At 58.9% G+C, this 26,202-nt stretch carries 22 protein-coding genes; 12 read left to right on the plus strand and 10 right to left on the minus strand.

Translation table 11 applies throughout. The annotated features are described in order from the left end of the window. Positions 1-28 precede the first annotated feature (28 nt). The 9 genes from QUE41_RS16555 to QUE41_RS16595 all read left to right on the plus strand — a co-directional run bounded on the left by QUE41_RS16555 (position 29) and on the right by QUE41_RS16595 (position 10,171). A complete protein-coding gene (locus QUE41_RS16555) occupies positions 29-595 on the plus strand; it encodes a sigma-70 family RNA polymerase sigma factor (RefSeq protein ID WP_286342961.1) in 567 nt (188 codons plus the stop codon). Continuing rightward, positions 588-1,286 (plus strand): DUF3379 family protein, encoded by a 699-nt coding sequence (locus QUE41_RS16560; protein ID WP_286340094.1) that lies wholly within the window; start codon positions 588-590, stop codon positions 1,284-1,286. The genes QUE41_RS16555 and QUE41_RS16560 overlap by 8 nt, the downstream gene beginning before the upstream one ends. A gap of 361 nt (positions 1,287-1,647) precedes the next feature. Next, positions 1,648-3,087: a sodium/proline symporter PutP gene (putP, locus tag QUE41_RS16565; protein WP_286340095.1), complete on the plus strand. Its 1,440-nt coding sequence runs from the start codon at positions 1,648-1,650 to the stop codon at positions 3,085-3,087. A 344-nt stretch (positions 3,088-3,431) separates the two neighbouring features. Further along, a complete protein-coding gene (locus tag QUE41_RS16570) occupies positions 3,432-4,805 on the plus strand; it encodes an outer membrane protein transport protein (RefSeq protein ID WP_286340096.1) in 1,374 nt (457 codons plus the stop codon). 158 nt (positions 4,806-4,963) lie between these two features. Further along, positions 4,964-7,492: an efflux RND transporter permease subunit gene (locus QUE41_RS16575; protein ID WP_286340097.1), complete on the plus strand. Its 2,529-nt coding sequence runs from the start codon at positions 4,964-4,966 to the stop codon at positions 7,490-7,492. A gap of 11 nt (positions 7,493-7,503) precedes the next feature. Then, complete coding sequence (locus tag QUE41_RS16580) at positions 7,504-8,280, plus strand: outer membrane lipoprotein-sorting protein (protein ID WP_286340098.1); 777 nt, start codon at positions 7,504-7,506, stop codon at positions 8,278-8,280. 4 nt (positions 8,281-8,284) lie between these two features. Beyond that, a complete protein-coding gene (locus QUE41_RS16585; RefSeq protein WP_286340099.1) occupies positions 8,285-9,562 on the plus strand; it encodes a hypothetical protein in 1,278 nt (425 codons plus the stop codon). Between the two features lie 31 nt (positions 9,563-9,593). Next, positions 9,594-9,815 (plus strand): YgaP family membrane protein, encoded by a 222-nt coding sequence (locus QUE41_RS16590; protein ID WP_286340100.1) that lies wholly within the window; start codon positions 9,594-9,596, stop codon positions 9,813-9,815. Between the two features lie 5 nt (positions 9,816-9,820). After that, positions 9,821-10,171: a rhodanese-like domain-containing protein gene (locus QUE41_RS16595; protein ID WP_286340101.1), complete on the plus strand. Its 351-nt coding sequence runs from the start codon at positions 9,821-9,823 to the stop codon at positions 10,169-10,171. Positions 10,172-10,216: 45 nt separating this feature from the next. Here the strand turns inward: QUE41_RS16595 and rssA are convergent, their stop codons facing one another. From rssA to QUE41_RS16610, 3 genes are all read right to left on the minus strand, one after another. Then, a complete protein-coding gene (gene rssA, locus QUE41_RS16600; protein WP_286340102.1) occupies positions 10,217-11,158 on the minus strand; it encodes a patatin-like phospholipase RssA in 942 nt (313 codons plus the stop codon). Between the two features lie 103 nt (positions 11,159-11,261). Further along, positions 11,262-12,398: a helix-turn-helix transcriptional regulator gene (locus QUE41_RS16605; protein WP_286340103.1), complete on the minus strand. Its 1,137-nt coding sequence runs from the start codon at positions 12,396-12,398 to the stop codon at positions 11,262-11,264. Beyond that, positions 12,382-13,326 (minus strand): LuxR C-terminal-related transcriptional regulator, encoded by a 945-nt coding sequence (locus tag QUE41_RS16610; protein WP_286340104.1) that lies wholly within the window; start codon positions 13,324-13,326, stop codon positions 12,382-12,384. The genes QUE41_RS16605 and QUE41_RS16610 overlap by 17 nt, the downstream gene beginning before the upstream one ends. Positions 13,327-13,700: 374 nt before the next feature. Between QUE41_RS16610 and QUE41_RS16615 the strand changes: the two genes are divergently transcribed. Then, positions 13,701-15,260: a SulP family inorganic anion transporter gene (locus QUE41_RS16615; protein WP_286340105.1), complete on the plus strand. Its 1,560-nt coding sequence runs from the start codon at positions 13,701-13,703 to the stop codon at positions 15,258-15,260. 244 nt (positions 15,261-15,504) lie between these two features. Here the strand turns inward: QUE41_RS16615 and QUE41_RS16620 are convergent, their stop codons facing one another. After that, positions 15,505-18,456 carry a hypothetical protein gene (locus QUE41_RS16620; protein ID WP_286340106.1) on the minus strand — a complete coding sequence of 984 codons (2,952 nt, stop codon included), beginning with the start codon at positions 18,454-18,456 and terminating at the stop codon, positions 15,505-15,507. A gap of 480 nt (positions 18,457-18,936) precedes the next feature. Here QUE41_RS16620 and rihA point away from each other — a divergent pair, with 480 nt between their 5' ends. Beyond that, complete coding sequence (gene rihA / locus QUE41_RS16625; RefSeq protein ID WP_286340107.1) at positions 18,937-19,872, plus strand: pyrimidine-specific ribonucleoside hydrolase RihA; 936 nt, start codon at positions 18,937-18,939, stop codon at positions 19,870-19,872. A gap of 53 nt (positions 19,873-19,925) precedes the next feature. Here rihA and QUE41_RS16630 read toward each other — a convergent pair whose 3' ends face one another. The 4 genes from QUE41_RS16630 to QUE41_RS16645 form a co-directional block, all read right to left on the minus strand. Next, positions 19,926-21,572, minus strand: coding sequence for a methyl-accepting chemotaxis protein (locus tag QUE41_RS16630; RefSeq protein ID WP_286340108.1), 1,647 nt, complete (start codon positions 21,570-21,572; stop codon positions 19,926-19,928). Positions 21,573-21,798: 226 nt separating this feature from the next. After that, entirely contained in the window at positions 21,799-22,731 is a 933-nt protein-coding gene (locus tag QUE41_RS16635) for a DUF2167 domain-containing protein (protein ID WP_286340109.1), read from the minus strand. A gap of 182 nt (positions 22,732-22,913) precedes the next feature. Continuing rightward, positions 22,914-23,498 (minus strand): MliC family protein, encoded by a 585-nt coding sequence (locus QUE41_RS16640; protein WP_286340110.1) that lies wholly within the window; start codon positions 23,496-23,498, stop codon positions 22,914-22,916. Between the two features lie 65 nt (positions 23,499-23,563). Beyond that, positions 23,564-24,103: an outer membrane beta-barrel protein gene (locus QUE41_RS16645; protein WP_286340111.1), complete on the minus strand. Its 540-nt coding sequence runs from the start codon at positions 24,101-24,103 to the stop codon at positions 23,564-23,566. Positions 24,104-24,353: 250 nt separating this feature from the next. Between QUE41_RS16645 and QUE41_RS16650 the strand changes: the two genes are divergently transcribed. After that, entirely contained in the window at positions 24,354-24,959 is a 606-nt protein-coding gene (locus tag QUE41_RS16650; protein WP_286340112.1) for an outer membrane beta-barrel protein, read from the plus strand. Here the strand turns inward: QUE41_RS16650 and QUE41_RS16655 are convergent. Beyond that, positions 24,951-25,292: a hypothetical protein gene (locus QUE41_RS16655; protein WP_286340113.1), complete on the minus strand. Its 342-nt coding sequence runs from the start codon at positions 25,290-25,292 to the stop codon at positions 24,951-24,953. The genes QUE41_RS16650 and QUE41_RS16655 overlap by 9 nt on opposite strands. A 145-nt stretch (positions 25,293-25,437) precedes the next feature. Then, the gene (locus tag QUE41_RS16660) at positions 25,438-26,199 is read right to left on the minus strand and encodes an SDR family oxidoreductase (protein ID WP_286340114.1); all 762 of its coding nucleotides are present in this window, start codon (positions 26,197-26,199) and stop codon (positions 25,438-25,440) included. Positions 26,200-26,202 lie beyond the last annotated feature (3 nt).

Consider the following 26,202-nt stretch of genomic DNA (forward strand, 5'->3'; position numbering starts at 1 on the left):
GATACCGCCCGGGACTGGCAACAAAAAAATGTTGAAACTATTACGAAAGAAAAAGCAGCCTTCACCGGTCTTAGATGACATGGTGAGTAAACAACGACGTTACGAAAGCCTGGTTAGGGCTTTGAACACAGAGATATACCGCTACGCCTACTGGCTTTGTGGCAACCCCACTGTGGCGGAAGATCTGGTTCAGGAGACCTTTCTCAGGGCCTGGAAAGCCTTAGATTCCCTAAAGGATGACAAGGCGGCGAAGGCGTGGCTGATTACCATCCTGAGGCGCGAAAATGCCCGTCGGTTTGAACGCAAGCAGTTTGACCTGACAGACATCGATGACCATCAGGTGGCGGATAACCACTCCCTCTCCAATGAGCAGGCGGTTGACAACGCGCTGCTGCGCAAGCACATCGCGTCTCTGGCCGAGGAGTATCGTGAACCGCTGGTGCTGCAGGTATTGCATGGATTCAATGGCGACGAGATTGCCGAAATCATGGGATTGAACAGAAACACAGTGATGACCCGTTTATTCAGAGCCCGTAATCAGCTTCGTGACAGACTCGAAGATAAGCCTCAATCTCGGGAGTTGAACAATGGATGAACTAGAGTTCCGCCGACGAGCCTATGCTGACCCTCAGGATCAGGACAAGGCCTTCCTTGATGCCCTGAATGAAGAGGAGGGGCGTCAGAGCTTCGTTGATGAGCTTCAGGGCCTCGACGAGCGGCTCAACAGTGCCATGAAGATCGCTCCTCCGGAGGACTTGGCCAATCGCATTCTGCTGCAACAGAATCTGAATCAGTTCCAGCAACAGCGCAAACGCCAAAGATTCCATCTGGCGGCTGCCGCTTCCGTTGCCTTTGTCATCGGCCTGTCTCTGACCCTGATCCGTCAGCCGGCGACTCTTGGGGATCATGCCCTGGCACACGTTGCCCATGAGGCGGGCTTTGCCGACCGTGTAGACGAAAAGGTCAGCCTGGCGGCCTTGAACACCAAGCTGGCCAGCTTTGGCGGCAAAATGGATGATCCCCAGGGGCACATCTACTACGCCAACTACTGTGATTTCGACGGGGTACGCAGCCTGCACATGGTCATGGACACTCCCCAGGGCAAGATGACCGTATTCTTCGTTCCCAAGGAGCAGAATAAGGAGATGTCTCCCGCCTTCAGCAACGACAAGTATGAAGGTGCCGCCTTTGACATGGGTCCCTTCCAGGTCGCGGTCGTTGGAGGAAAAAATCAGCAACTGGCTCCGGCGGTGAAACTGCTGAAGAATAAGGTACACAGTATCTGATTCAGGCATAAACAGGCCGCCATTTTGGCGGCCTGAGTCTTTCCCGGAGTGCATAAACAGTCACAACACCCCCTCAACAGCAGTAACATCCACCAGACAAACGCAACCGCCCGACAGCTTTCGCCAAATTTTTAACCCTATCGCCACACTTCATTCTGTATACAAAGCACCATTCGTGACACTGGTCACACTACCCACTCTTTGTTAGCATGAAAATAGCTCTGGATATTTCATTCAGATCAGCCGCTTAATTATTGATCCTCCCATGGCGCTCAGCAAAGCCTGGGAACTCCCCTCCCCGCAACGGCCGGACCACGCCTGGCGGGACCCGTTAGACCCTTAACCCGAATGAACTAAAACGATGATCTCGACCCCTGCATTAATTACATTCTTCGGTTACCTGATCCTGCTTCTGGTGATCGGAACCCTGGCCTATCGAGCCACCAGCACCTCCAGCGACTACATCCTTGGGGGGCGAAAAATGGGACCGGCAGTCACGGCTCTGAGTGTTGGCGCATCCGACATGTCCGGCTGGCTGCTGCTGGGGCTGCCTGGCTCGGTCTACCTGTCCGGCCTCGGAGAGATGTGGATAGGTATCGGCCTGGTGGTGGGCGCCTGGCTCAACTGGCTGATTGTCGCCAAGCGGCTGCGCATCTACACCTTCTTTACCGACGATGCCCTGACCATGCCGGACTTTCTGGAGAAACGCTTCCACGATACCGGAGTACTGAGGCTGGTGGCCGCCAGCATCACCCTGCTCTTCTTCGTCTTCTACACCTCTTCCGGCATGGTGGGCGGCGCCATCCTGTTCGAAAAGGTGTTTGGTCTGGATTACACCACCGCACTGATGATCGGCAGTGCCATCATCGTCTCCTACACCTTCGTCGGCGGCTTCTTCGCCGTCAGCTGGACCGATTTCCTCCAGGGACTGCTGATGCTGTTTGCCCTGCTGCTGGTGCCCGCCATGGTGTTCGGCGCCCACGAGGTTTCGCTGGACTCACTGCCCCCCGCCATGACCCAGGCCGTATCCGACAACACCACGGCCATAGGTATGATCTCCCTGCTTGCCTGGGGCCTGGGCTACTTTGGCCAACCCCATATCCTCAGCCGGTTCATGGCCATCGGTGACGTGAAACACCTGCCGCTCTCCCGCCGCATTGCCATGGGCTGGATGCTGCTTTCACTGGTGGGCGCCCTGGCAACAGGCCTGGCCGGTGCGGCCTTTTTCCATGACAAGCCCCTTCCCAACGCGGAAACGGTGTTTATTGAGCTGAGCCGGGTGCTGTTCAACCCCTGGATGGCCGGCATACTGATCGCTGCCATTCTCTCCGCCATCATGAGCACCATCGACTCCCAGTTGCTGGTGTGCTCCTCGGTGGTCACCGAAGATTTCTATAAGAAATGGCTCAGACCGGAGGCCAGCGAGCGGGAAAAGGTGATGGTGGGCCGCCTCACCGTACTCAGTGTCGCCGTCATCGCCACCCTGATCGCTCTCAACCCGGAGAGCACCGTACTCGAGCTGGTCAGCTATGCCTGGGCCGGCTTTGGCGCCTCCTTTGGCCCAGTCATCCTTCTGGCCTTGTACTGGAAGGGATACAGCCGCTTCGGTGCCATAGCCACCATTCTGGTTGGCGCGGCAACCGTGGTGCTGTGGAAGCAGGCAGAAGGCGGGATTTTCGAACTGTACGAAATACTCCCCGGGTTCCTGTTCGCCACCATCGCCGGTGTACTGGTCAGCCTGCTGTTACCTGCTGATAACAAAACCCTGGCTTTGCACCACACCTTTGAGCAAAAGCTCTAGCCTTTCCCGTTGCGGGGAGCAAGCTCCCCGCACATTTCTCCAATTCCCCGCCAAAAATTAGAGCTTTTACCCTGACCCACACCACTTTAGGGTCTTTGCTCTAAATAAAATTCCAGAGAAACAACCCCTTAACAGAATGTCATTTCGCTTCACATTCGCTGATTTTCATGGCAAATTTGCCTCAATTACCGTGGTGGTCGGAGCTCCAATGAGGAAGGTTACCCTCTACAATGGCCCCGGACGACACAACCGGCATTTGAGGCGAACATGCTTCTATCGTCGGGAATAATGATGAAAAAATGGCCAATAAGGCCGATAACAAGACCCCATATCCAGAGAGAGTTATGAAAACCTTCAATAAGACCCTTATCGCCACGGCTCTGATGGCCGTCAGTGCCGGCTCCTCCGCTGCCGGATTCCTGCTGAATGAAACCTCCGTTTCCGGACTCGGTCGTGCCTTTGCCGGTGAAGGCGCTGCAGCTGATGATGCGGCCGTGCTCGCCCGCAACCCTGCCGCCATGGCTCTGTTTGACCAGACCGCCCTCTCTCTGGCTGGCACCTACATCGATCCCGGCGTGGACATGCGCGGTGTATCCAGCCCACTGGGATCCGATCCCAGCGCCCTGAACATTGATGGCGCCGCCCCTCAAGCCTTTGTTCCAGCGGCCTACCTGATCATGCCCCTGAACGACAAAGTGGCCATCGGTTTTGCCGGTTACTCCAACTTTGGCCTGGGTACCGACTTCGGTGAGAACTACCCTGCAGGCACCATCGCCGGCAGCACCGACCTGCTCACCATGAACCTGAACACCAGCGTTTCCTACCGCGTCAACGACCACCTGAGCCTGGGCCTGGGTCTGAACGCGGTCTACGGCGATGCCGAACTGATTCGCCACTTCGGTGAAACCGCTCCCCTGATCAACGGCATGGTCGATGCCAACCTGGGTCCTGCCGCCGGCCTGGCTCCGGATCTGGAGCCCAGCAGCATCTCCGGCAAGATGGCCGGTGACGGTTGGGGCTTTGGCTTCAACGTGGGCGTCCTCTATGAGGTGAACGACGATCACCGCATCGCCCTGACCTACAAGTCCAAGACCACCATCGAACTGGAAGGCCACTACACCAATGACCTGGCCGCCGGTATTGCCACCGACTCCCTGGTGGGTGTGGGCGGCAGCCAGGTTGACGGCACCCTGGATCTGGATCTGCCAGACATCCTGGAGTTCTCCGGCTACCACAAGGTCTCCGACAAGGTGATCCTGCACACCACGGTGATGTGGACCGGCTGGAGCGTGTTTGAAGAGCTGCGTGGCGTCGCTGACGGTGACACCACCCTGGAAGGCCCCCTGTGCGCCAACGGCAATCCTGCCTGTCAGATCTCCGATGGCCAGACCCTGCTGCTGAAGGAAGAGAACTTTGAAGATGCCTGGCGCTTTGGCCTGGGTATGACCTACCTGATGAGCGACGCGGTTACCCTGCGTGCCGGTATCGCCTACGATGAGACTCCCATCCCAGAGACTCACCGTACCGTTTCCATCCCGGATTCTGACCGCATGTGGTACAGCTTCGGCGCCAACTACCAGCTGTCCGACAACTCCGACGTCGACCTGGCCTTTACCTTCATCGATGGCAAAGAGGTTCGCGTTGAAGAGGATGGCTATGTGCTGAACTCCGAAGGTAACGCCTTCCTGGTGGGTGCCCAGTACAACTACCGCTTCTGATAGTTGCCCCCGCCTGAAAAAGCCGCGACAAAGTGTCGCGGCTTTTTTGTTTCCACTTTCTTTCCACACCGTCGCCATTAATGTAAAGAGTGTGCTCGGAAGTTGAATATTAGAAAATTCTAATTTATAGTGTGCACACTGAATTAGGGAGTTCTAATATGAAAGAGAGGCTGATCCAGTTCGCCACCGGCTACCCCAGGCGGGTCTATGCCCTGGTACTGGCGCTGACCCTGGCCGCCGCGGCCATGATACCGATGATCCAGATCGATACCGATCCTGAGAATATGCTTCCCGAAGAGGATGTGGCCCGGGTGTTCCACAACGCCACCAAGGCTGAGTTTGCCCTCTACGACAGCATAGTGATTGGCGCGGTCACGGATCAGCCAAAGGGCATCTTTACTCCCTCGTCACTGGCTCAGATGAAGCGGATCACCGACAACATCCTGGCCATCGATGGGGTGGTCAAGGCCGACCTGATGGCACTCTCCACCGTGGACAACATCACCCAGGAGGGGCCGGGCACCATACGCTTTGAGTATATGATGCAGGCCGCGCCCGACCATCAGGCCGGTGCCGATGCCATTGCCGAAGCGGTCGCCCGGCTTCCATTGCTGAACAACACCCTGGTGTCCCAAGACAGGCAGGCTGTCGCCATCTACGTTCCCCTGAAGGACAAGCGACAAAGCTTCGACATCGCCGAGCAGATCCGGACCATCGTCCGGCAGGAGAAGCCCGACGCTCAGTACCACATCACCGGCCTGCCCGTGGCCGAGAACCAGTTCGGCCACGAAATGTTCGTGCAGATGGGGGTCTCCGCTCCCCTGGCCGGCGTGATGATCTTCCTGATGATGCTCTACTTCTTCCGCTCCCTGCCTCTGGTGGTCGCCCCTATGCTGGTGGCCATGGCCACGGTGATCATCATTGTCGGCAGCCTCATCGGCATGGGATTCACGGTGCACATCATGTCCTCGATGATCGCCATCTTCCTGATGCCCATTGCAGTAGTGGACTCCATCCACATCATGAGCGAGTTTGCCGACCACTATCAGCCGGGAAAGCAGGCGCGCAAAGTGATCGAACAGGTGGTGCGAGACCTGTTTACCCCCATGCTGTTCACCTCGGTGACGTCGGCCGTGGGCTTCTTCTCCCTGATGATCACCCCGATTCCACCGGTGCAGATCTTCGGCGCCTTCGTGGGCAGCGGCATCCTCTTGGCCTTCCTGCTGACCATCACCCTGTTGCCCGCCTACATAGTGCGCATGTCTCCACAGGCGCTGGAAAAGATGCAGCAGAAGCTGCACGCCCCCAAAGGCCCCAGTCTGCTCAGCCGTTTGCTGGCACGCACAGGTCAGCGTAGCGTCACCCTGGCCAAGCCCATCGTCGCACTCAGCCTGACGGTGCTGGCCCTGAGCCTGTGGGGCATCAGCAAAATTCAGATCAACGACAATCCGGTGCGCTGGTTCAAACAGGACCATGAGATCCGGGTGGCCGATCGGGCGTTGAACCACCATTTTGCCGGCACTTACGATGCCTATCTGGTGCTCAGCACTCAGTCCTCCGACGCCATCTCAGACACGCAGCTCCAGCAACTCCTCGACATCCTGGGAGCGCCCCAGCGGGCGTTGATAGCCAAGGCTCAGCAAGGCAGTGCCGAAGCCCTCTCTGAGCTGCTTCTTGTCCTGGAAGACGCCAGCTTCGAGACCGGCGATCCGCGCATTGACCCCCTGCTAACCAGCCTGGAACATCAAGCCGAAGCCCAGCGACGCTTCCTGGATCCTGCCCTGCTCGGCTGGATGGCTCAGCTGCAGGCCCATCTGGACGGCACCGGCCTGGTGGGCAAAAGCAATGGCCTGCCCGACATCGTCAAGACGGTCAACCGGGAGCTGCGCAGTGGTGAGGACAAAGATCTGGCCCTGCCGGACAGCGCCGCCGGCGTAGCTCAGACGCTGCTGCAGTATCAGTCCAGTCACCGCCCCAACGATCTGTGGCATTTCGTCACGCCGGATTACCGCAAAGGGCTGCTGTGGCTGCAATTGACCTCCGGCGACAATCAGCACATGAGTCAGGTCATTGATGCCGTCGACACCTACCTGGTTCAACATCCTGCGCCGCAAGGCATAGAGCTCAACTGGGCGGGCAAAGCCTACATCAACGTGGTATGGCAGGACGCCATGGTCAGCGGCATGCGAGACAGCCTGCTTTCCGCCTTTGTCATTGTGCTGGGGATGATGGTGCTGCTGTTCCGCTCTCCCCTTTACGGACTGCTGGCGATGTTGCCCCTGAGCCTCACCATCAGTTTCATCTATGGCCTTATCGGGTGGCTGGGTAAGGATTACGACATGCCCATCGCCGTGCTCTCTGCCTTGACCCTGGGGCTGTCGGTGGACTTTGCCATCCACTTCCTGGAGCGGTTCCGCGAGCAGCTCAAACTGGAGGGCGACGTGCGCCGGGCCCTGGCCGCCATGTTCCAGGAGCCAGCCAGGGCCATCAGCCGCAACGCCATCGTGATTGCCATCGGCTTCACCCCGCTGCTGCTGGCGCCCCTGGTTCCCTACATCACCGTCGGGGTGCTGCTGGCCAGCATCATGGCGATCTCCGCCCTGACCACACTGCTGTTGCTGCCCGCCAGCTTGTGGTTGCTGGCCCCTCTGCTTAAACGCACCCCGACCTTGGCCACCCAACAATGAGGAGACGCGCCATGAGAACCCTGTTCACCCTGATTGCCACATCCCTCTTCAACCTGCAGGCGATGGCCATCACCGCCGATGAAGTGGTGGAGAGGGCCAACCTGGCCTCCTTCTACGCCGGTGACGACGGCCGCAGTCAGGCCAGGATGATCATCGTGGATGCCCAGGGGCGCAAACAAACCCGGCAGTTTTCCCTGCTGCGCCGTACCCTGGAGAAAGGCGGCGATCAACAGATGTTGGTGTTCTTCTCCCGCCCCTCAGATGTCCGTGGCACCGTATTCAGGGTCGACAAGAAGGTCGACCGGGACGACGATCGCTGGCTCTATCTTCCGGGGCTGGACCTGCTCAAACGGATCAGCGCCGGGGACAAACGCACCTCCTTTGTGGGCAGCCACTTCTTCTACGAAGATGTCTCCGGGCGCAACCTCAAAGAGGACAGCTTCACCCTGATTGAGGAGAGTGACCGCCACTACCTGATTGAAGCCAAACCCAAGGCGCCCGATGCCGTGGAGTTCTCCAGCTACAAGGTGTGGGTGGACAAAGACAACTGGCTGCCCGCCAAGGTGGAATACCACGACAAGCAGGGAGCGCTCTATCGCCGGGTCGAAACGGTAAAAACCGACACCATTGGCGGCTACCCCACAGTGCTGCGCTCAAAGATCAGTGATCTTGCCTCAGGGGGCTACACCCTGATGGAGTTTCGCGGCGTTCAGTATGATCTGGGGCTGCCAGAGTCGATCTTCTCCGAGCGCAGCATGCGCCAGCCTCCGGCCAAATACCTGAGGTAGGCCGATGACTCGAATGCTGAGCCTGGCCTTAGGCCTGATCCTGTTCGCCCCTGTCACATTGGCCTCCGACGACGAGTGGGGTGAGGAGTGGGGGGACGATCCCTGGGCTGAGCAGGTCTCCTCTCCCTGGCAGCCAGTGTCCGGGTATCTGGAGCTGGGCTATGGCACCCGCCTGCAATCCGACGCGACCGGTTTGGATGGCCCCACCCTGTCTCAGGCCCTGGGGCGCCTGGAGACCGGCTATCGCAGTGACCGCCTTCAGGGCAGTCTGCGGCTGGACCTCGGCTATGATGAAGCCGTCGAACAGTGGATTGTCGATGTACGTGAACTGGCCCTGGGCACGGACATCGGGGCCGACGCCCACCTGAAAGCGGGTCGGCAGGTGTTGACCTGGGGCACCGGGGATTACCTGTTCCTCAATGACCTGTTCCCCAAGGACTGGCAGGCGTTCTTCTCCGGTCAGGACGATGAGTACCTCAAGGCGCCAGTCAACTCCATCAAGGGCAGTTGGTATGGCCAGAGCCTCAACCTAGATCTGGTGTACATGCCCAGGTTCGAAGCGGACAACTACCTTACCGGGGAGCGCTTCTCCTACTTTGATCCCATCAGTGGCCAGAAAGTCGCCCCAGACAAGCGTGCTGATGAGCCCAGTGACGATGCCGCCTCGGCCCGGCTTTACTGGACCCGGCAGGGGGCCGAATACGCCCTCTACGGTTATTGGGGCTACACCGGCCAGCCCCTGGGCGCAGACGCCCAGGGCAGCCCTCAACACGCCCGCCTCAACGCCTATGGCGCCAGTGTACGCCTGCCTGCCCTGGGTGGGCTGCTCAACGCCGAAGCCGCCTACCACCTGAGCCCGGACGCAGACAATGCCGACCTGTCCGCCCCTAAAGATAAGGTGCTGGCCCTGCTGGGCTATGAAACCGAACTGGTCACCAATCTCACCGGCTCGGTGCAGTACTACCTCGAGCATATCCGTGACTATCAGGATTACCTGGCGCCGCTGCCCAACCCGGAGTACGCCGCCGACCAGAATCGCCAGTTGCTCACCCTGAGGCTCACCTACCGGGCCATGCAGGAGAAGCTGACCCTGAGTCTGTTCAGCTTCTACTCACCCACGGACCGGGATTACTACCTGAAACCCCAGGTGAGCTACCGCCCCAACGATCAATGGCTGCTGAGCGGCGGCCTGAATCTGATGAATGGTCAGGACCAGCACACCTTCTTTGGCCAGCTGGATGACAACAGCAACGCCTGGTTCAGGCTGAGATACCACTACTAATTGAGATATCACCATTAAAAGGAGTTTCCCCATGAGTCGATTTTCTACCGAACGCGCCACCATGACTTTTGCCGGCACCATGGTGCTGCTGTCCGTCGCCCTGACCCACTGGGTTCACCCGCTCTTCTTCTGGTTCACGGTTTTCATCGGTGTTAACCTAATCCAATCCTCCTTCACCGGGCTGTGCCCGGCCACCATGGTGATGAAGAAGCTGGGGATGCCGACAGAAAGAGAGTTAGCCACCAGAGAATAGGACAGATGTTCAGAACCCTGATTGCCGTACTGTTGCTGCTGAGCAGCACCCTGACCGTCGCCAGCGAGCGCGCCCACCAAGCCTGGCAACAGATTCGCCAGAACGAAGCCGTCATCATCGATGTGCGCAGCCCGGGCGAATACGCCGAAGGACGCCTGAAGGGGGCCATCAACATCCCCTATGATGTGATTGGCGAGGAGATCGCCCAGTTGGGTCTGGCTAAAGATCAGCCCATAGTGGTGTACTGCCGCAGCGGCCGACGCTCGGGCATCGCCCAGGAGGTGTTACAGAATCAGGGGTTCAAGAAGGTGCACAATGGCGGCGGCCTTGAGGAGATGCTGGAGAGCGGACGCTGAGTCCAGCCAGAATGAAAAAAGAGGACCTTGCGGTCCTCTTTTTCGTTAGCTCTGCCGGGCAAAGCGATCCACTTCCGCCTCGATAAGGTGACGCACCCTCAGCACCGCCTCCTCGCCCGCGGCAATCGCCTCCCCGGCCCGCTGAAACTCCATGGTGTTGATGTCCCCGACCCTGGGCAGAATCAGCGCCTCCGGCGGATCCCCCATCAGCCGGGCGCGCTTATGCCGCTGCTCCAGGATCTCCATCGACTGATGCATCACCGCCAGCATATTGGGCTGCTGAATGGTGGTGGAGCTGAAACGATCCGCCAGATCATTCACCAGCTCCTTGCCACTGGCCAGCAGGTCCATAAAGCCGCTCTCCTTCTGCGGCTCCTCCTCCTCGGGCACATGGGCCACCTCGGTCATCCGCACCGGCTCCGTTGAGCCGTGGCGCCCATCACCGTGCAGGTCCACGGCGATCACCAGGTCCGCTCCCAGCGAGCGGCAGGCGGATACCGGCACCGGATTGACCACGGCCCCATCCACCAGCCAACGTTCGCCGACGCGTTTGGGCTCCATCAAGCCTGGAATCGAGCAGCTCGCACGAACAATGTCCGACAAGGACCCCTTGTCCAGCCACACCTCCTGACCCGAGTAGAGATCCGTGGCCACGGCAATAAAGGGCTTCTCCAGTTCGGTGATCTCACTGATCCCCATCGCCTCGCTGGCGGCCTGAAACACCTTCTCCCCGGACACCAATCCCCCGCGACGCCAGGTAATGTCGAGCAAGCCCATCACATCCCAGCTGGAGAATCCGCGAACCCACTGCTCCAGCTCATCCAGCTTGCCGGCCGCGTACGCGGCTCCGACGAAGGCGCCGATGGAGCACCCCGCCACATGGGTCGGCAGGATGCCGATGCGGGCCAGGCCGCGCAATACCCCAATGTGAGCCCACCCTTTGGCCGCGCCGCTGCCCAGGGCAACACCAATCTTCAAATCCGACATAAGCTGTTCCAGTTTGGATCTATGACTTTGAAATTAGAATAACGACTTACCCTGCAGAGCACCATACAGGTGCCTGCTGATTCAGCCGAATCCAGCGGGTCATTCAGGGAAGGGTCAGCAGGGGATCGTGCAATCGGGCTATCAATTGCTGCTGACTGCGCACGCCAAACTTCCGCAGCAGCGCCTGGATGTGGGTGCGTACCGTGGTCTCGGCCACAAAGCATTCATGGGCGATGGAGCGGGCGTCCAGGCCCCTGGCCACCAGTTGGGCGATCTCCACCTCTCGCCCGGACAGGCCCAGCTGGCGCTGCAGCAGGCTGAGATTCAGGTGTCGAAATCGATCAGGATTTCGCAACAGCACCAGGGCCTTAAGGCTGGCGTCTTCAAAGCTGTGGGATGCCGCACACCAGGGCCTGACCAGCAGTTCCACCCCCTGCTGCGCGTCACCGATGCGAATCGGGGCCACCTGGGGAATGCTGCGACTGTCCAGAATGCCACAGGCCTGCTTCAGCGCCGCCAGCAGCTGCTTCTGTCCCTGCTCACCCCTGAGCAGCAACTGTCCGGAGCAGACACGGGCCAACCCGCTCTCCAGCAGCAGGGTTTCCGCCTCACCATTGAGGTAGTGCACCCGCCCCTGACTGTCGCACACCAGAGCCCCTACGCCGATCTCATCCAGATGTCGAAACGGCGAGCGGGAGGGCAGCCTGTGGTAACGGCTCAGTTCGTCCATCTGCAGGCTTTGGGTCAGGTGAGGCATCAGCAGATCCAACCGCCTCACGTGTTCGGGGGTAAACAGCGCCTGATCCCTGTCCCGGAAGAAGGAGAGCCTGAATACCTTGTCACTGCCCGGCAAAGACGCGTAGCCCCCACAGATGTGGGCAATACCATAGTGGCGGTTAAAGTCGTTGTAGATCTCAGATCCCAGGTAGGCCCCATAGTCCACCGCCTCCTGAGAGCAGTAGAAATGGCCCTCCTTGAGCAACTCAGACTCCATCAGGGCCTCGGCCAGGATATCCTTCTCGTGGAAATAGGCGTTGTAATCCGGGATCCCCTCGAATCCCACATCGGCCAGACTGTCCGCCTGCAGCGTCTGGCGGTCGACCAGGGTCACCCACCCGGCGTTGGAGCCGCTGCCCTCCAGCAACTGCTCCAGCCAATAATCCCAATGGCCGCCATGAATCACCCCCTGATAGAGGGTGACGATCAGATCATTGAGGTTCTGATCACTGAGCCTGGGCATCCAACATCTCCCTTCGCCGGTGCAACCCGCTCCACTCCAGGCCATTGAGACCGACGTGCATCCTCACCATCAACTGATTCAGATTGCGGCTGCCGCTTTTCTGAAGAATCTTGCGAATGTGCGTTCTGACCGTGCTCTCTCCCAGGTACAGCCTCTGGGCAATCTGCTGGGGCAGGTGCCCCTGCGCCAGTTCAACCGCCACCAGCGCCTCCTTAGGTGACAGGTCATACAGCGACATAAAATACTCTGCTGAAAAGATTCGCCCCTGTTCCGGTTGACGCACCAGCACCAGCACCTCCTGCTCTTGAGGAGGGTGCACCAGAATCTGAAACTCGCCACCATTACCCGCTCTGGTCACCCAATGGCTCTGGCCCCCCGCCACCACCTCCTTGAGCTGCGGCATCCAGGATTCAGGCAGGCACTCCTCATCGCCGATAAGCCGTTCAGCATCGGGATTACAGAAGCGGATCAGTCCATCCGGTGAACAGACGATGGCGGCAGTGTGCGTGGGCATCAGCAGATATTGGCGCTCGCGTCCATGGCCATAGAGCACCTTGCTCCATTGACACAGGTGGGGCCAAAGCAGCTCCAACTCTGGGCTGCCCCAGAGTCCTTCATCCAGCCACAGCCACAGGCCGTAAGGGGTCGAGGTGTCATAGAACCATCCCCCCTGGCCATGACGGCGGGCACACCCTTCCCCCTCATCCACCCGCTGGATAAAGGCACTGAGATTGGCGCGTGCTTCCCCGGGCAAAGAGCCGTGACTGCACAGCAACAGCGGAAACTCCACGTCCTTTTCCACCACCGCCACCCCCATGGATGAGCAGGGCAGCAGTTCGGCGAAGCCCTTCAGCCAATGTTGCCACAAGACCTCACTGAGCCCGGTGAGGTAGAACTTCCGTATCAGGGGATTCAGCTTGGTGATCACCTAGTCATTCCTCCGTGAACTTCCCCTAAAATGTGCGCAATCAACTTAAAAATCAACCACCAACGTCAAATTACCGACCACCGCCAAAATCCGGTCACACCAAAACAAGTGGCAGACGCATCGCATTACCCCCTCTAATCCAAGGATTAACTCCGGGTTCTCCGACCCATATGCCGTAGAAGATTTATTTCCAGACACAAGGAATGCGCCGCCAGAGCGGGCCAAAAGGTTAAAAAAAGTGATATCCAGGCGTATTGACCGCGTTACTCGACAAAAGCAACAAAAATGCAATTTTCTTTGACTATCCTTCCCCGAGCTGTCAGACTTCGCGGCTTTTTACTGTGCAATAGATCACTTGGGGGTAGTACCAATCGATGTTTGAGCTTAGAAGCAACCCGGATGCCTCGGCCAAGGCAGACATTCTTTCTGGCCTGACCGTGGCCCTGGCCCTGGTTCCCGAAGCCGTCGCCTTCGCCTTTGTCGCCGGTGTTGAGCCCATGGTTGGCCTCTACGCCGCCTTTATGGTGGGCCTGATCACCTCCATCATCGGTGGCCGCCCTGGCATGATCTCCGGTGCTACCGGTGCACTGGCGGTGGTAATGGTCAGCCTGGTGGCCCAACATGGTGTGCAGTACCTGTTTGCCACCGTGGTGCTGATGGGACTGATTCAGATCGGTGCCGGCGCCCTGAAGCTGGGTAAGTTCATTCGTCTGGTTCCTCATCCGGTGATGTTGGGCTTCGTTAACGGCCTGGCCATCGTCATCTTCCTAGCCCAGCTGGGTCAGTTTAAGGTGGCCGACGCCGCCGGTAACATGGTGTGGATGCGCGGCGAACAGCTTTACACCATGCTCGGCCTGATTGTGCTGACCATGGCGATCATCCGCTTCCTGCCCAAACTGACCACCGCCGTGCCCTCCTCTTTGGTGGCCATTGTGACCGTCACCGGCCTGGTTCACCTGACCGGCATCGAAACCGGCACCGTGGTGGACTTCGTGCGCAACATGACTGGCGACCCCCAGGCCAGTCTGTCCGGCAGCCTGCCTGAGTTTGGCATTCCCATGGTGCCCTTCAACCTGGACACCCTGATCATCATCCTGCCCTACGCCCTGATTCTGGCGGCCATCGGCCTGATTGAATCCCTGCTGACCCTGACCCTGGTGGATGAACTGACCCAGACTCGCGGCCAGGGCAACCGGGAGTGTGTCGGCCAGGGTGTGGCCAACGTAGTCACCGGCTTCTTCGGTGGCATGGGCGGCTGTGCCATGATTGGCCAGAGCATGATTAACATCAACTCCGGCGGCCGTACCCGCCTCTCCGGCTTTACCGCCGCCGTGGCCCTGCTGGCCTTTATCCTGTTCGCCAGCGACCTGATTGAGATGATCCCCCTGGCCGCCCTGGTGGGTGTGATGTTCATTGTGGTCCTGGGTACCTTCGAGTGGTCCAGCTTCCGCATCATGCGCAAGGTGCCGCGCTCCGACGCCTTTGTGATCGTGCTGGTGTCAGCGGTCACCGTGGCCACGGACCTGGCCATCGCCGTTCTGGTGGGTGTGATTGTCGCCGCCCTGCGGTTTGCCTGGGATCACGCCACCCACATGGTCATCAACAGCAAAGAGGACAACTTCGGTCGCAAGATCTACCTGGTGAACGGCCCGCTGTTCTTCGCCTCCACCACCAGCTTCCTCGAGCAGTTTGATGCCAACAACGATCCCGATGAAGTGATCGTCGACTTCGGTGGCTCCCGGGTGTGTGACCACTCCGCACTGGAGGCGATCGACACCCTGGCCGAACGCTACATGAAGCTGGGCAAACATCTGCACCTGCGCCACCTCTCCAACGAGTGCCGCACTCTGCTGCAGAAAGCCGGTAATCTGGTTGAAGTGAACGTCATTGAAGATCCTACCTACAAGGTGGCAGTGGACGATTTGGGCGGTTAATCTCGCCCCTTCTCTCAAAACATACAGCAGACAGAAAGGCTCCCAAGGGAGCCTTTTTTATGGGTTCTCCCCGGCCTCTCACAGCACCCGACCGGTGACACCCAACAGCATTTTAAGTGTGGGCGCAGGAGACGCCCTTTTGCCAGTCAATAAAGACAGCCCAAAGCCCAGGCACTGTCGCCACCATTAAGTCCCCGCTCCTAAACCCGCGGCATAAAAAAGGCTCCTTGCGGAGCCTTTTCGGTTAGGGAAGCTTAATATCCACATCGACCAGCCACCAGGCCCGGGCCTGAAGGTCACCGGCCTCCACCACCTCTCCCGGGGTGTAGGGACGGGCGTAGTGCACCAGCATCAGCGGCTCGCGAGAGCGAAACTGCCCAGTGGGGATAGAGGGGATGATCTGGTCGCCCTCATCGAAGCTGAGGGACACCAGTGAGGCGCAATCCGGCGTCTGCAGCGAGCCCAGGGCGTTAGCCAGTTGACTGCCATCTTTGCAGCTGCCAGTCAGTTGCAGCCTCAGCATGATGGGAAAACACCCCTTCTCCCCGCAGACAGTGACCTTCTGCAGAGAAAAACTACCGTCCTTGTCCTCCTCCCCCACAGTCTGGGCATGCTCCGAGGTGGTGAACGCCTTGAAGAAGCTCACCTCACGGGTGGGAATCGTGACCGGAGAGTCGATCTGCAGCTCCGAGCCGTCGAAAGTCAGCCGCGCCTGCTCGCCAGCATCTTCGGCGAAACCGCTGAAGTACCGGGATGAGGAGTTCTGGCCCGCCTGGTAGTTATTGCCACCGTCATCGGTCACATGCAGGACGATGGGCGGCTTGCTGGGGAAGGCGTGCACGGTCAGGATGCCATCGTCGGACAGTCCGTACTGGTCGGCAGGGTAGGCCCCGTACAAACTGTAGCTGACCTTGCCCAGGGGGTTGATCACTTCAGGTGGGTCTATGGTCATCCCCGGGTAAAAGGCCACAGAGTTGACCACCTCAAGTGCGGGAACCCCCGGATAGGGCGAGGGCGTCACCCGCACCTCAAACTCCAACACCCGATCCTCGTAGTTGCGACTGCTCTCGGTCACCGTCATCAGCGCCGTGCCTGCGTTTTGAATCAGCATGCTGCCATTACTGTCGTCGAGGCTCACCACCTGCTGACCGTATACCTTTGCGGCGTACTTCAGGGTGCTGTCCTCAAGCTTGCCAGAGACCTTGGGCGCATACAGCGGCGCGTCTTTGACATACTTATCCTCGATCAGGCTCCGATCCAGGGCAAGATTGGGGTTTGCCTCCGCTTTACGCACGGTGACGCGCACCATCACGCTCTTGGCACCATGGCCTGCATCGCCGGAGTCGGTCACCGAATAGTAGGTGGAACCGGCGTTAAGCAAAGTCACCATGCCGGTGTCGGCGTCGAAACGGACCACATCCTCCGGCTGACCATTGTCGGGGCGGAAGCTCAGGGAGCCGAACTGGCCGCTAATGGCCAGGGCCACCTGCTTGCCCTCGGCAAACTGAACGTCGATATCGTCCACTTCCAGGGTGCCTTCGGCGTAACTGACATCCACGTAGAAGTAGGTCTCAGCAGGCAGGTAATAGTCGTTGCCCGCATCAGTCACCGTCACCCAGCCACGGCCGGCGCCCTTGTACTGGATGCCGCCGTCGCTGCCCTGAGCCAGGACCTTGACGCTCTCCTCCTGGTCACGCACCTGGAAGCTGAGCATACCCTTGGCACCGCGCACCTGAGGCACCAGGGTTCCCTGTTCGGAGAACACCGCCTTGAGGTTGTCCGCCACCAGATCCGGATTGGTCATCTTGCCGACGGTGACGCGGACAACACCGCTTTGAGGCTCATAGAAATCACCACCATCATCCTCGACGCGGATCTCCGTCTGCCCCGGCTTGAGCAGCTCGATATTGCCATCCTCGGCCAACTGAACCACCCCGGTGGCGGCGTCATCGGCCAATTTAAAGCTCAAGGTTCCCTGCTGCCCGACCACCGGCAACAGGGTCTGCAATCCCGCCGAATAGGTGAGTTCCAGATCTCGGGTGATCAGGGAGTTGGCGGCGATGCGCCTCACCTTGACGGTGGTAATGGTCTCGGTGGCCTTGTGGTCACGGTCACCGGCATCCGTTACCCGCACTCGGGCTTCGCCAATGCCGACAAATTCGAAACGGCCTGAGTCGCCATCTACGGGAACAACCACAGCTTCAGACTCTTCATCAGCCAAAGCGAACTCCAGCGCACCTATGCTGCCCTCGACAGGCAGGGAGAACTGGGTGTCAAAGCCATACTCCAGCTCCTGGGCTTCCGCTCGCAGCGCAGTGTTGGCCACCGGCTCCACGGTTACCTGGAAACGTTGAACCGACAACACCTCACCCAGCTCCGAAGACTGTGTCACCTGAACCCGGGTCTGGCCGGCATGCAGGATCTGCATCTCACCGCTGTCGGCATCGACCCACACTACCTGAGTATCCTCGTCCTGGGCGATGGTAAACTGGCGCTGTGGCGCCAGGGAGCCACTGTAGACCGGTTGCAGCCGGGCGCCCTCGACAAAGGGCTTGGGGGTCAAAGATTCAAATTCGGCCACCTGCACCCGGGCGGCAGTCACCACTACCCGGACGGAGGCAGTGCTGGCAAGATGATCACGGCCACCGTCATCCTCTACGCTCAGGGTGACCTCGCCAGTGCTCAAAGTGGATATCACACCCTGTTTGCTGACGCTGATCACCCCCGGCTCGCTCAGGCGATAGCTAAGCTGACCCAGAGCATTAGTGGGTGCCAATTGCCAATCCTCGCCCCCCAACTCCAGGCTGATGTCATCGAGCAACAGAGGTGCGCGGGGAGCCGGGGCGATGTGTACCGGCACCCGAACCGAAGTGCCCAGGTAATGGCTGTTACCACTGTCCTCAATCAACAACTCGGTATCACCGGCGTGCAACACCTGCAGGTCATTGGAGACTGTGGTGGTTAGCGCCACCACATCGATGGGGGCACCCGGGGCGAATGAGATGGACTGAGTGCCCACCACCCCATCCACCTGCAACGGCAGACGCAGGTTGTCACCATAGATGGCGGATACCGCCGATACCGTCAGGCCCGGGTGATCTACGGGTTTGGCTTCATTTGGGCTGGATTCCCCTCCGCCACCGCCGCCACAGGCGCACAGCAACAGAGAGCAAATCATCAGGAAGATGGCTCTCATATCAGTATCCGGAAAAGTAAATTGTCGAAGATGTCGGCAATGCTAAAGATTTATTTTTATTAGAGCAATAGTTTTATTTTATTAATTCCGCCCTAATTAAACATAAGAAACAACTGTCTCCCGCCCAGATTAAATCCAATAAAAACAATGCCAACCCAAGGGGGCACATCTGTAGTTCCAAATATTATTTATCAACATTTCCTTATATGAATTCAATTTCACATTATTAGTAAAATCATTCAGTTGTAAACTCCTGCCAAATTGAGAAAGTGGCATTTATTGCCCTCGACAGCATTATCAAAACATTAACACTATTAGCAGCAATGGAGTAACAGCTATGCCAAAAGGCGGTTGATTTACTGAAAGATGAATATGAAAGGGCTACCTGAGTCAAATCGCCGAAGCATTATTGGTGTTACCTTATATCAACCTGGAGAGCCCCGCTCTCAATCCTTGCTTCCACCACCTGACGGAGATCTTATGCGCCGCCCCTTTATTCTCGACTGCGATCCCGGTCATGACGACGCCATCGCCCTGATCCTGGCCCTGGCCTGCGCCGAATTGGAACCCCTGGCGGTGACCACCAGTGCGGGCAATCAAACCCCGGATAAAACCCTCAATAACGCCCTGCGCCTGCTGACTCTGCTGGACCGCAAAGAGATCCCCGTCGCCGGTGGTGCTCAGAAGCCCCTTTCACGGGAACTGATCATCGCCGACAACGTTCATGGGGAGTCCGGCCTGGACGGTCCCAAGCTGCCAGACCCTGGCTTCGAACCTCTGGCCATCAACGCCGTCGAGCTGATGGCGGAAAAGATTGCCGCCAGCGACACGCCGGTGACCCTGGTGCCCACCGGTCCCCTGACCAACATCGCCCTGCTATTGGCCGGTCACCCTGAGCTGCACGCCAAAATTGACCGCATCGTGCTGATGGGTGGCGCCGCCACCCTGGGCAACTGGACTCCGGCGGCGGAGTTCAACATCTATGTGGATCCGGAAGCCGCCGACATGGTGTTCAAGTCCGGCATCCCCATCACCATGTGTGGCCTCGAAGTCACTCACCAGGCCCAGATCATGGATGAGGACATCGAGCGCATCCGCGCCATCGACAACCCCATTGCCCAGGTGGTGGCCGAACTGCTGGACTTCTTTATGATCTACCACAGGGATCCCAAGTGGGGCTTTACCGGGGCGCCGCTGCATGACCCCTGCACCATTGCCTGGCTGGTGGCCCCAGAGCTGTTTGAAACCCGGGAGTGCTGGGTCGGCGTGGAAACCCGGGGGGAATACACCCAGGGCATGACCGTGGTGGACTACTATCAGCTCAGCGGCAAACCCGCCAACGCGACCGTGGTCACCGGGCTCAACCGCGAAGGCTTTGTGGATCTGCTGGCCGAGAAACTCAAGCACTACGGCTAGACCGCAGTGAGACAGAGGGCAAAGGGGCCGGTTGGCCCCTTTCTATTTGCTGCCTAAGCGGTAGTGAATTTGCCGGTCATCTCCGTCAGCCCATGGGCCAGGGCGGTCAGCTCCTCACAGGCTCCGGCGGTCTGACGGCTGCCGGCCAGCACCTCATCACCTGTGGTGTGAATCTCGGTGATGGTGCGGCTGAGCTCAGAGGTCACCGTAGACTGCTCCTCGGTGGCACTGGCGATGTGAGTGGCCATGTCGGCAATCTGTTCCATGCCTGCCAGGATACTGGCCATCGCCTCCCCAGACTTTTGCGCCTGAGTCACGGTGGCGCCCATCGCCTCTTGGCTGAGATCCATCACCTTCTGTGCCTGAGCCGCCCGCTTCTGTGTGCTGTCGATGATCTCATGGATCTGAGTGGTGGACTCCTGAGTCCGTTTTGCCAGGGTACGCACCTCATCCGCCACCACGGCGAAGCCCCGCCCCTGCTCACCGGCCCGGGCGGCTTCGATGGCGGCATTGAGCGCCAGCAAATTGGTCTGCTCGGCAATCTCGCCAATCACCGACAACACCAGGGCGATGCGGGAGCTGTCATCCACCAGCAGGCGGATCACCTCACCGGCGTCCTCCACCTGACTGGAAGCGCTGTTTAACGCCTGTTGCCCCTGCTGAGTGACCGCCTGGCCCTCCTGTGCCGATTCTCGAGCACCGGTGGCCGCCGTGGCCGACAGAGCCGCATTGCCCGACACCTCGTCGATGGCCGCCCGCATCTGTTCGATGGCGGTCACCACGGTATCAATATTGTTGCGCTGCTGGGCCATGCCATCGGCCGCCTCACGGGAGACGGCACTCACCTGCTCCACCGCGGTGGCCAGCTGCTGGGAGGCGCCGCTGAGCTCTTTGACCAGCAGATTCAGCTGATCCCGCATCTGCTGGCCGTCCCCGGAGAGCTCGGAGAACTCGCGAGCGTAAAACAGGCGAGCATCCACGGTCGCGGTGAGATCCCCTTTGCTGATGGCTCTGAGGAAGCCTCCCATGGCCGTCAGCGGGCGCAGTATGCTGCGCATCAGCAGCAGCGCCGAGAAGGCCAACAACATCAGGAAGGCTGCGGACACCACCAGGCTGTAACTGGACAGTTGGTCCTGGGCCTGGCGGGTCTGGGCGCCAGCCAGGCTCACTCTGTCGGCAGCCTGAGTGCTGAGGCTGTCCAGGGTTTCGCGCACGGCCATATACACCTCCCAGCTTTCCCGGGAGGAGAGATAAGAGGCCGCCTGGCGCACCTCACCCCGGGCATCGAGCTCGAGGAAGTGGCTGTGCACCTTGTCGTAGGCGATCAGTTTCTGCTTCAGTTCATTAAGCAGCGCCGCCTGAGCTCCGGCTTCGCCAAGAGCGGTGTCCACTACCTGAAACTGCTGCTGACGCAGGGTTTCCAGGTATTCCAGGGCACTGGGCGGCATCACCACACCGATCTCCCGGCGCAGTATGTAGCCCAGTTGCTCGCGACGCAGACCGTCAAAAGCGGTAGCCAGCTGACCCATCTGCGCCTGACTGACAAAGCCCTGATTCAGTTGTCCCACCGCCCGCTCGACCTTATCGGAACTCAGGCTGATGGTCACCATCACTATCAGGAACAATCCCAGCAGTCCGGAGATAACCCCGGCCAACAGGGCACGAATGGAGGGTGGTTGCAGTAATCGAGTTAGTAACATGGATGCTGATCTCTCAAGTTAGATTGGAAGATGCATCCTGACCCTTGGCTTCCGTGGAAGCCTAGTTGTAGTAATTTGTGGTTGTTATACACCTCAATGGCGGCAGAAGTAAGACAGAAATGAATGCTGCCTGCTGCCACAAGGCCGGATGTTGGAGATCAATCACAGATTCCTCCCCAAAATAACCGGGGCCAGCGATGCTGGCCCCGGTATCGAAAAAAGCGGACTACGCCTCTTTGTTCCTGCCCAGCAGCTTTTTGCCCAAGGCCCCGAGGCCGGCCAGGATGAAGATCCAGCCCTTTTTCAAAAACAGCATCAGCACCGCCAAAAAGCCGGTTTTCGCCAGCACCTTGCCGGTGATCAGGGCGCCGACGCCATAGGCCGCGACCTCATCGATGTCCGGATTGAACTCATCATAGGTGTTACCCGGGTTAAACTTGGTCATCGCCATTACCGTATCCAGGTTGGCATCGATCTCTGGCTTCTGGCCCATTTCGGCGATGTAGTTGAGCACCAGTACGCCCTGACGGCCCAGCACGCGGATGTTGTAGTTCAGGGTGTGCTGCTCCGCCTCGCCAAATCGAATCTCCTTGGCCCAGTGCAGCTTATGGGTCTGCTGGTCGTAATAGGGCTCGGAGGCCCAGCCCACCAGCTCAATGGGGTCATAGCCCTCCTTGACCCGGTACTCGCTCTCCTCCTTGGTGTCGCGCTTCATCTGGGTCAGCAGCTCACTGTAGTCAATCTTGGCGGCATCCTCATCGGACACATACCCATCCTCTTCATACTCGATGGTCACCGCCCAGGACTCGGCATCAAACGGGGTCACCCCGGCAGGGAGCAGCATACCCAAAGGCTTTTGCCCAGGGGGGTTGCCCCACACATCCACCAGCACCGTCTGCGCATCATCTGGGCCCAGGAAGTAAAATTCGTCGCCCACTTGCAGGGTCGCGGGTGCCCCATCGAGAGAGATCTCCCCGGTGCGTTTGTCCAGAGACTCCCAGGTCTCTTTGGCCCAGGCCCAGTACTGCTCCTCCTCAGACAGCACCTGCTGCTGAGGCTGCTCGTCGGCTTCGCTCTGCGGTTGTGGGTCTGCGGCCATGGCCGGCAGGGTCAGTGGCAACGCCAGGCCCAACAGGCCGGCGGCAAAAAGCTGTTTCATGATGCTTCCTTGTAAAGGGGGAAATTGTCCGATCTCTAAGCAAAGCCCTGAAACTTACGCAGCCGGAGCCTGCACAGGCAAAGTCGCATGTGCATCTATGTTTGAGATGGCAATATACACAAAATCAATACCCTGGGCTGGCGCCAGGGTCACAGATCTGGTCTCAAAAAAACAAGACAGGCTTAAGGTTGGGCCTGAACGCAAGTCAGTGGCTCGGCCCCATAGCCCCATACCAGACTTGCCTCACCATGGTGTTCCCAGTAGCTCTCGTTCTGCCCCTGATAACGACTGCCACTGGCAGCCGGTTGCTGGAACATCAGGCTGCTCTGCTGGCGAAAGCGCACCTGGGCCGTAGGAATCAGGCTGGGATAGAAAGACACGGACAGGGGCTCATTTCCCCCACCACAGAGAAAGTCTGCACGGGCTGAAGCTGGCAGCAATTGATACTGGGCTTGCAGCTCACTGATTCGGGTCCGGTAACTCTCCCTGACACAGCCTTGGGGATCGCCGCTTTTCCAGCAGTCATTGCGCCCCTTTATCCAGCCCCGTTGATACGCAGGCAAGATGTCAGCCTCCTTTGACTCAGCCACTGCAGCGGCATACACCCGGTCCAGCTGAGTATCCAGCTGTGCCAGCTCCGGGGTCTGACAAATCAGTGTCTCAATGCCGGAGAGCCCGGCGGCGTCACAGGGAAAACTGGGTGAGGAGGGAGCTGCACTGCAGGCGCACAAGGCCACACAAAAAGAGGAGGTCAGCAGGTGTCTCATAGAACCCGGGATGCAAAATGAAGGAGTGCTCTAAGCCTACCACACAGAGGCACTCCTCCCAGACGTCAGAAGCGGTAGCTAAGGTTATAACCGAAGCTGACCAGTTCGGTGTCACTGCCAAGCTTTCTGTAACTGGCGCTGACCCCGAGGCCCAGCCCCATGTCAAACTGGTAGCGCCAACCCAGGGTCATGCCCCCACCCAGGCCGCTGTCGTCCCACAGCCTGCGTCCTTCGGAGGTCTCTACATCGTAATCATACTGAATCGCCCTGAGGGTGGCGTAGAGGGAGTTGCGCTGACTCACCCAGGCGGTGCCCCGCGCCGTCAGTTCCCAGGCGGAATAGTTAAAGCTGCCATCGTCGATGCCCACCAGCAATTCGACGTCCATGCCATCTCCGGCAAGATAGTCGATGCCCAGGGCAAAGTTCTCATTCAACAGGTATTCGTAGCCAATGTACCCTTGAAAAGCCAGCTCCTCGTCTGGAGACTCTCCGCGAAGCTCCTGAATTCTGGCAAACTCCCCTTGCACTTCAAATTGATGACTCGGCTCAGCTGCCTGGGCCCAGAGTGGGCAACTCAACAACAATGCAGCGACAACGTGCTTCATTCCTACTTCCTTTTCTTGTTGATGTCAGTCTCTGCTGTCCGAAATTCCTGCTGCTCGAACAACAAACACTCATGAATACACTTGCAACCGACTCATCTCAATGAGTTTTTTAACAATCGAGCAAAAAGGACCAACAAGATCACGAATTTGACTCAACCGGATATCTGAACCAGATTGATAAACTGACGTTTTTTAGTCAGAGAGTTTGATTTAGAGTAGAAAATGCCCCTGATGGAACAGGAGAGTTACCGTGAACAGGCTATCCACTTTCATTCTGCTGATGCTGACATCGGCCAGCGCACATGCCGAGCACTTTGTCGCCCCTTTTGCCGGCTACAGCTTTGGCACCAGCGACATTGAACTCAGCCGCAGCGACAATGGCGACGAATTCAATCTGGGCATCGATGAAGCCGGCCATGGCGGCATCATGCTGGGCACTCAGGTTGATGACACCGGCACCCTGTTTCTGCTCTACAGCCATCAATCCACCCGCTTCAGCCAATTGGTTCCCGGCCAGGGAACCGACGACCAGCTTGACGTGGACTATCTGCACCTGGGGGGCAGTCGCTACTATCCCCAGAACGGCTTCAGCCCCTATGTCACCGGCAGCCTGGGCCTCACCCAGTTTCGCCCCAAGTCCGGCTCCAACGACACCCGCTTCTCACTGGGCGTCGGTGCCGGCCTGGATTATCGGCTGACGCCAACCCTGTCGCTCTTTGCCGAACTCCGAGGGATGGCGACCTTCACCGACTCCAGCGGCAGCCTCATCTGTCAGGATGAAGGCTGCGTCTGGCGGGTGAAAACCGATCTCTGGTGGCAGGGCCAGGCCAACATCGGCCTCAGCCTGTCATTCTGATGACCCCTGCAGGCCCGCCTGCATCTTCAGCCAGAACCGCTGCTGACAGACATTGGAGAAGCTCTTCTGGCTGGGGGTGATGGCGAAGCCGTTGTTGTTGAGCACTTGATAACTTATCCAGCACTCGGCACAGAGTTGGTCGTCAGATTGCTGCTGCTCCTGTTCGCGGCGATGCAGGAGCTCAACCCCATTACTGAACCGATACAGGCTCTGCGTGACCCTGACTTCGGCCAACTCATCACTGTGATCCCGCAAGTGGTGAACCCTGTCCACCAGGCTCACAGGGCTGGGAGCCCCTTCGATGGCACTAATGTAGGAGAAAAGACGCTCCATAAACCCCTCATCACAGCAGAGAAACAGGAGCAGTCTAGAAACCTCAGGCCGAATTACAACCCATAAACTCTGGGGTTATCTTCCTGATAGATAATAAAAAGCGCCAAAGCTCTCGCTTTGGCGCTTGGGTTTCAGGCAGCAATGATCAGAGACGAATACCGCCGTCCACCTCGATGCAGCGACCGGAGAAGTAATCGTTGGCCACGATAAACTCCACCGCCTGAGCCACCTCCTCTGCCAGACCCAGGCGACCCACAGGCACCATGTCCACCAGGCGCTGCAGCGCTTCCGGCTTCATGGCGTCGGTCATCTCGGTCTTGATCACCCCGGGGGCGACCACGCCGGTGCGGATGCCATAGCGGGACAGCTCCCTGGCCCAGCCCACCGCCATGGTGGCCACCGCCGCCTTGGAGGCGGAGTAGTTGGTCTGGCCAATGTTGCCGGCCTTGGCCAGGGAGGAGATGTTGATGATCACCCCGCGGCTGCCGGTCTCTACCATCACCGCCGCCGCTTCACGGCCACAGAGGAAGGTGCCGGTCAGGTTCACATCGATCACCCGCTGGAACTGCTCCAGACTCATCTTGGCAGACACCTGGCCGTCGCGGGCCTTGATCAGCATGCCGTCCATCAGGATGCCGGCGTTGTTCACCAACACATCCAGGGCTCCAAAGTCCGCCTTGATGGCGGCGAAGGTCTGCTCCACCAGGGCCTCATCGGTGATGTTCACCTGATAACCCTTGGCGTCCATCCCCTTGGCGGCCAGCTCCTGGCAGGTCTGGTCCAGGATCTCGGCCTGGATATCCAGCAGCACCAGCCTGGCTCCCTGGCTGCCGAGGCGCTCGGCCATGGCCAGCCCCAGGCCCCGGGCACCGCCGGTGATCACCACTACCTTGTCCTTGAGTTCCATCTG

The sequence above is a fragment of the Ferrimonas sp. YFM genome (assembly GCF_030296015.1).
In the GTDB taxonomy this organism is placed as follows: Bacteria; Pseudomonadota; Gammaproteobacteria; order Enterobacterales; family Shewanellaceae; genus Ferrimonas.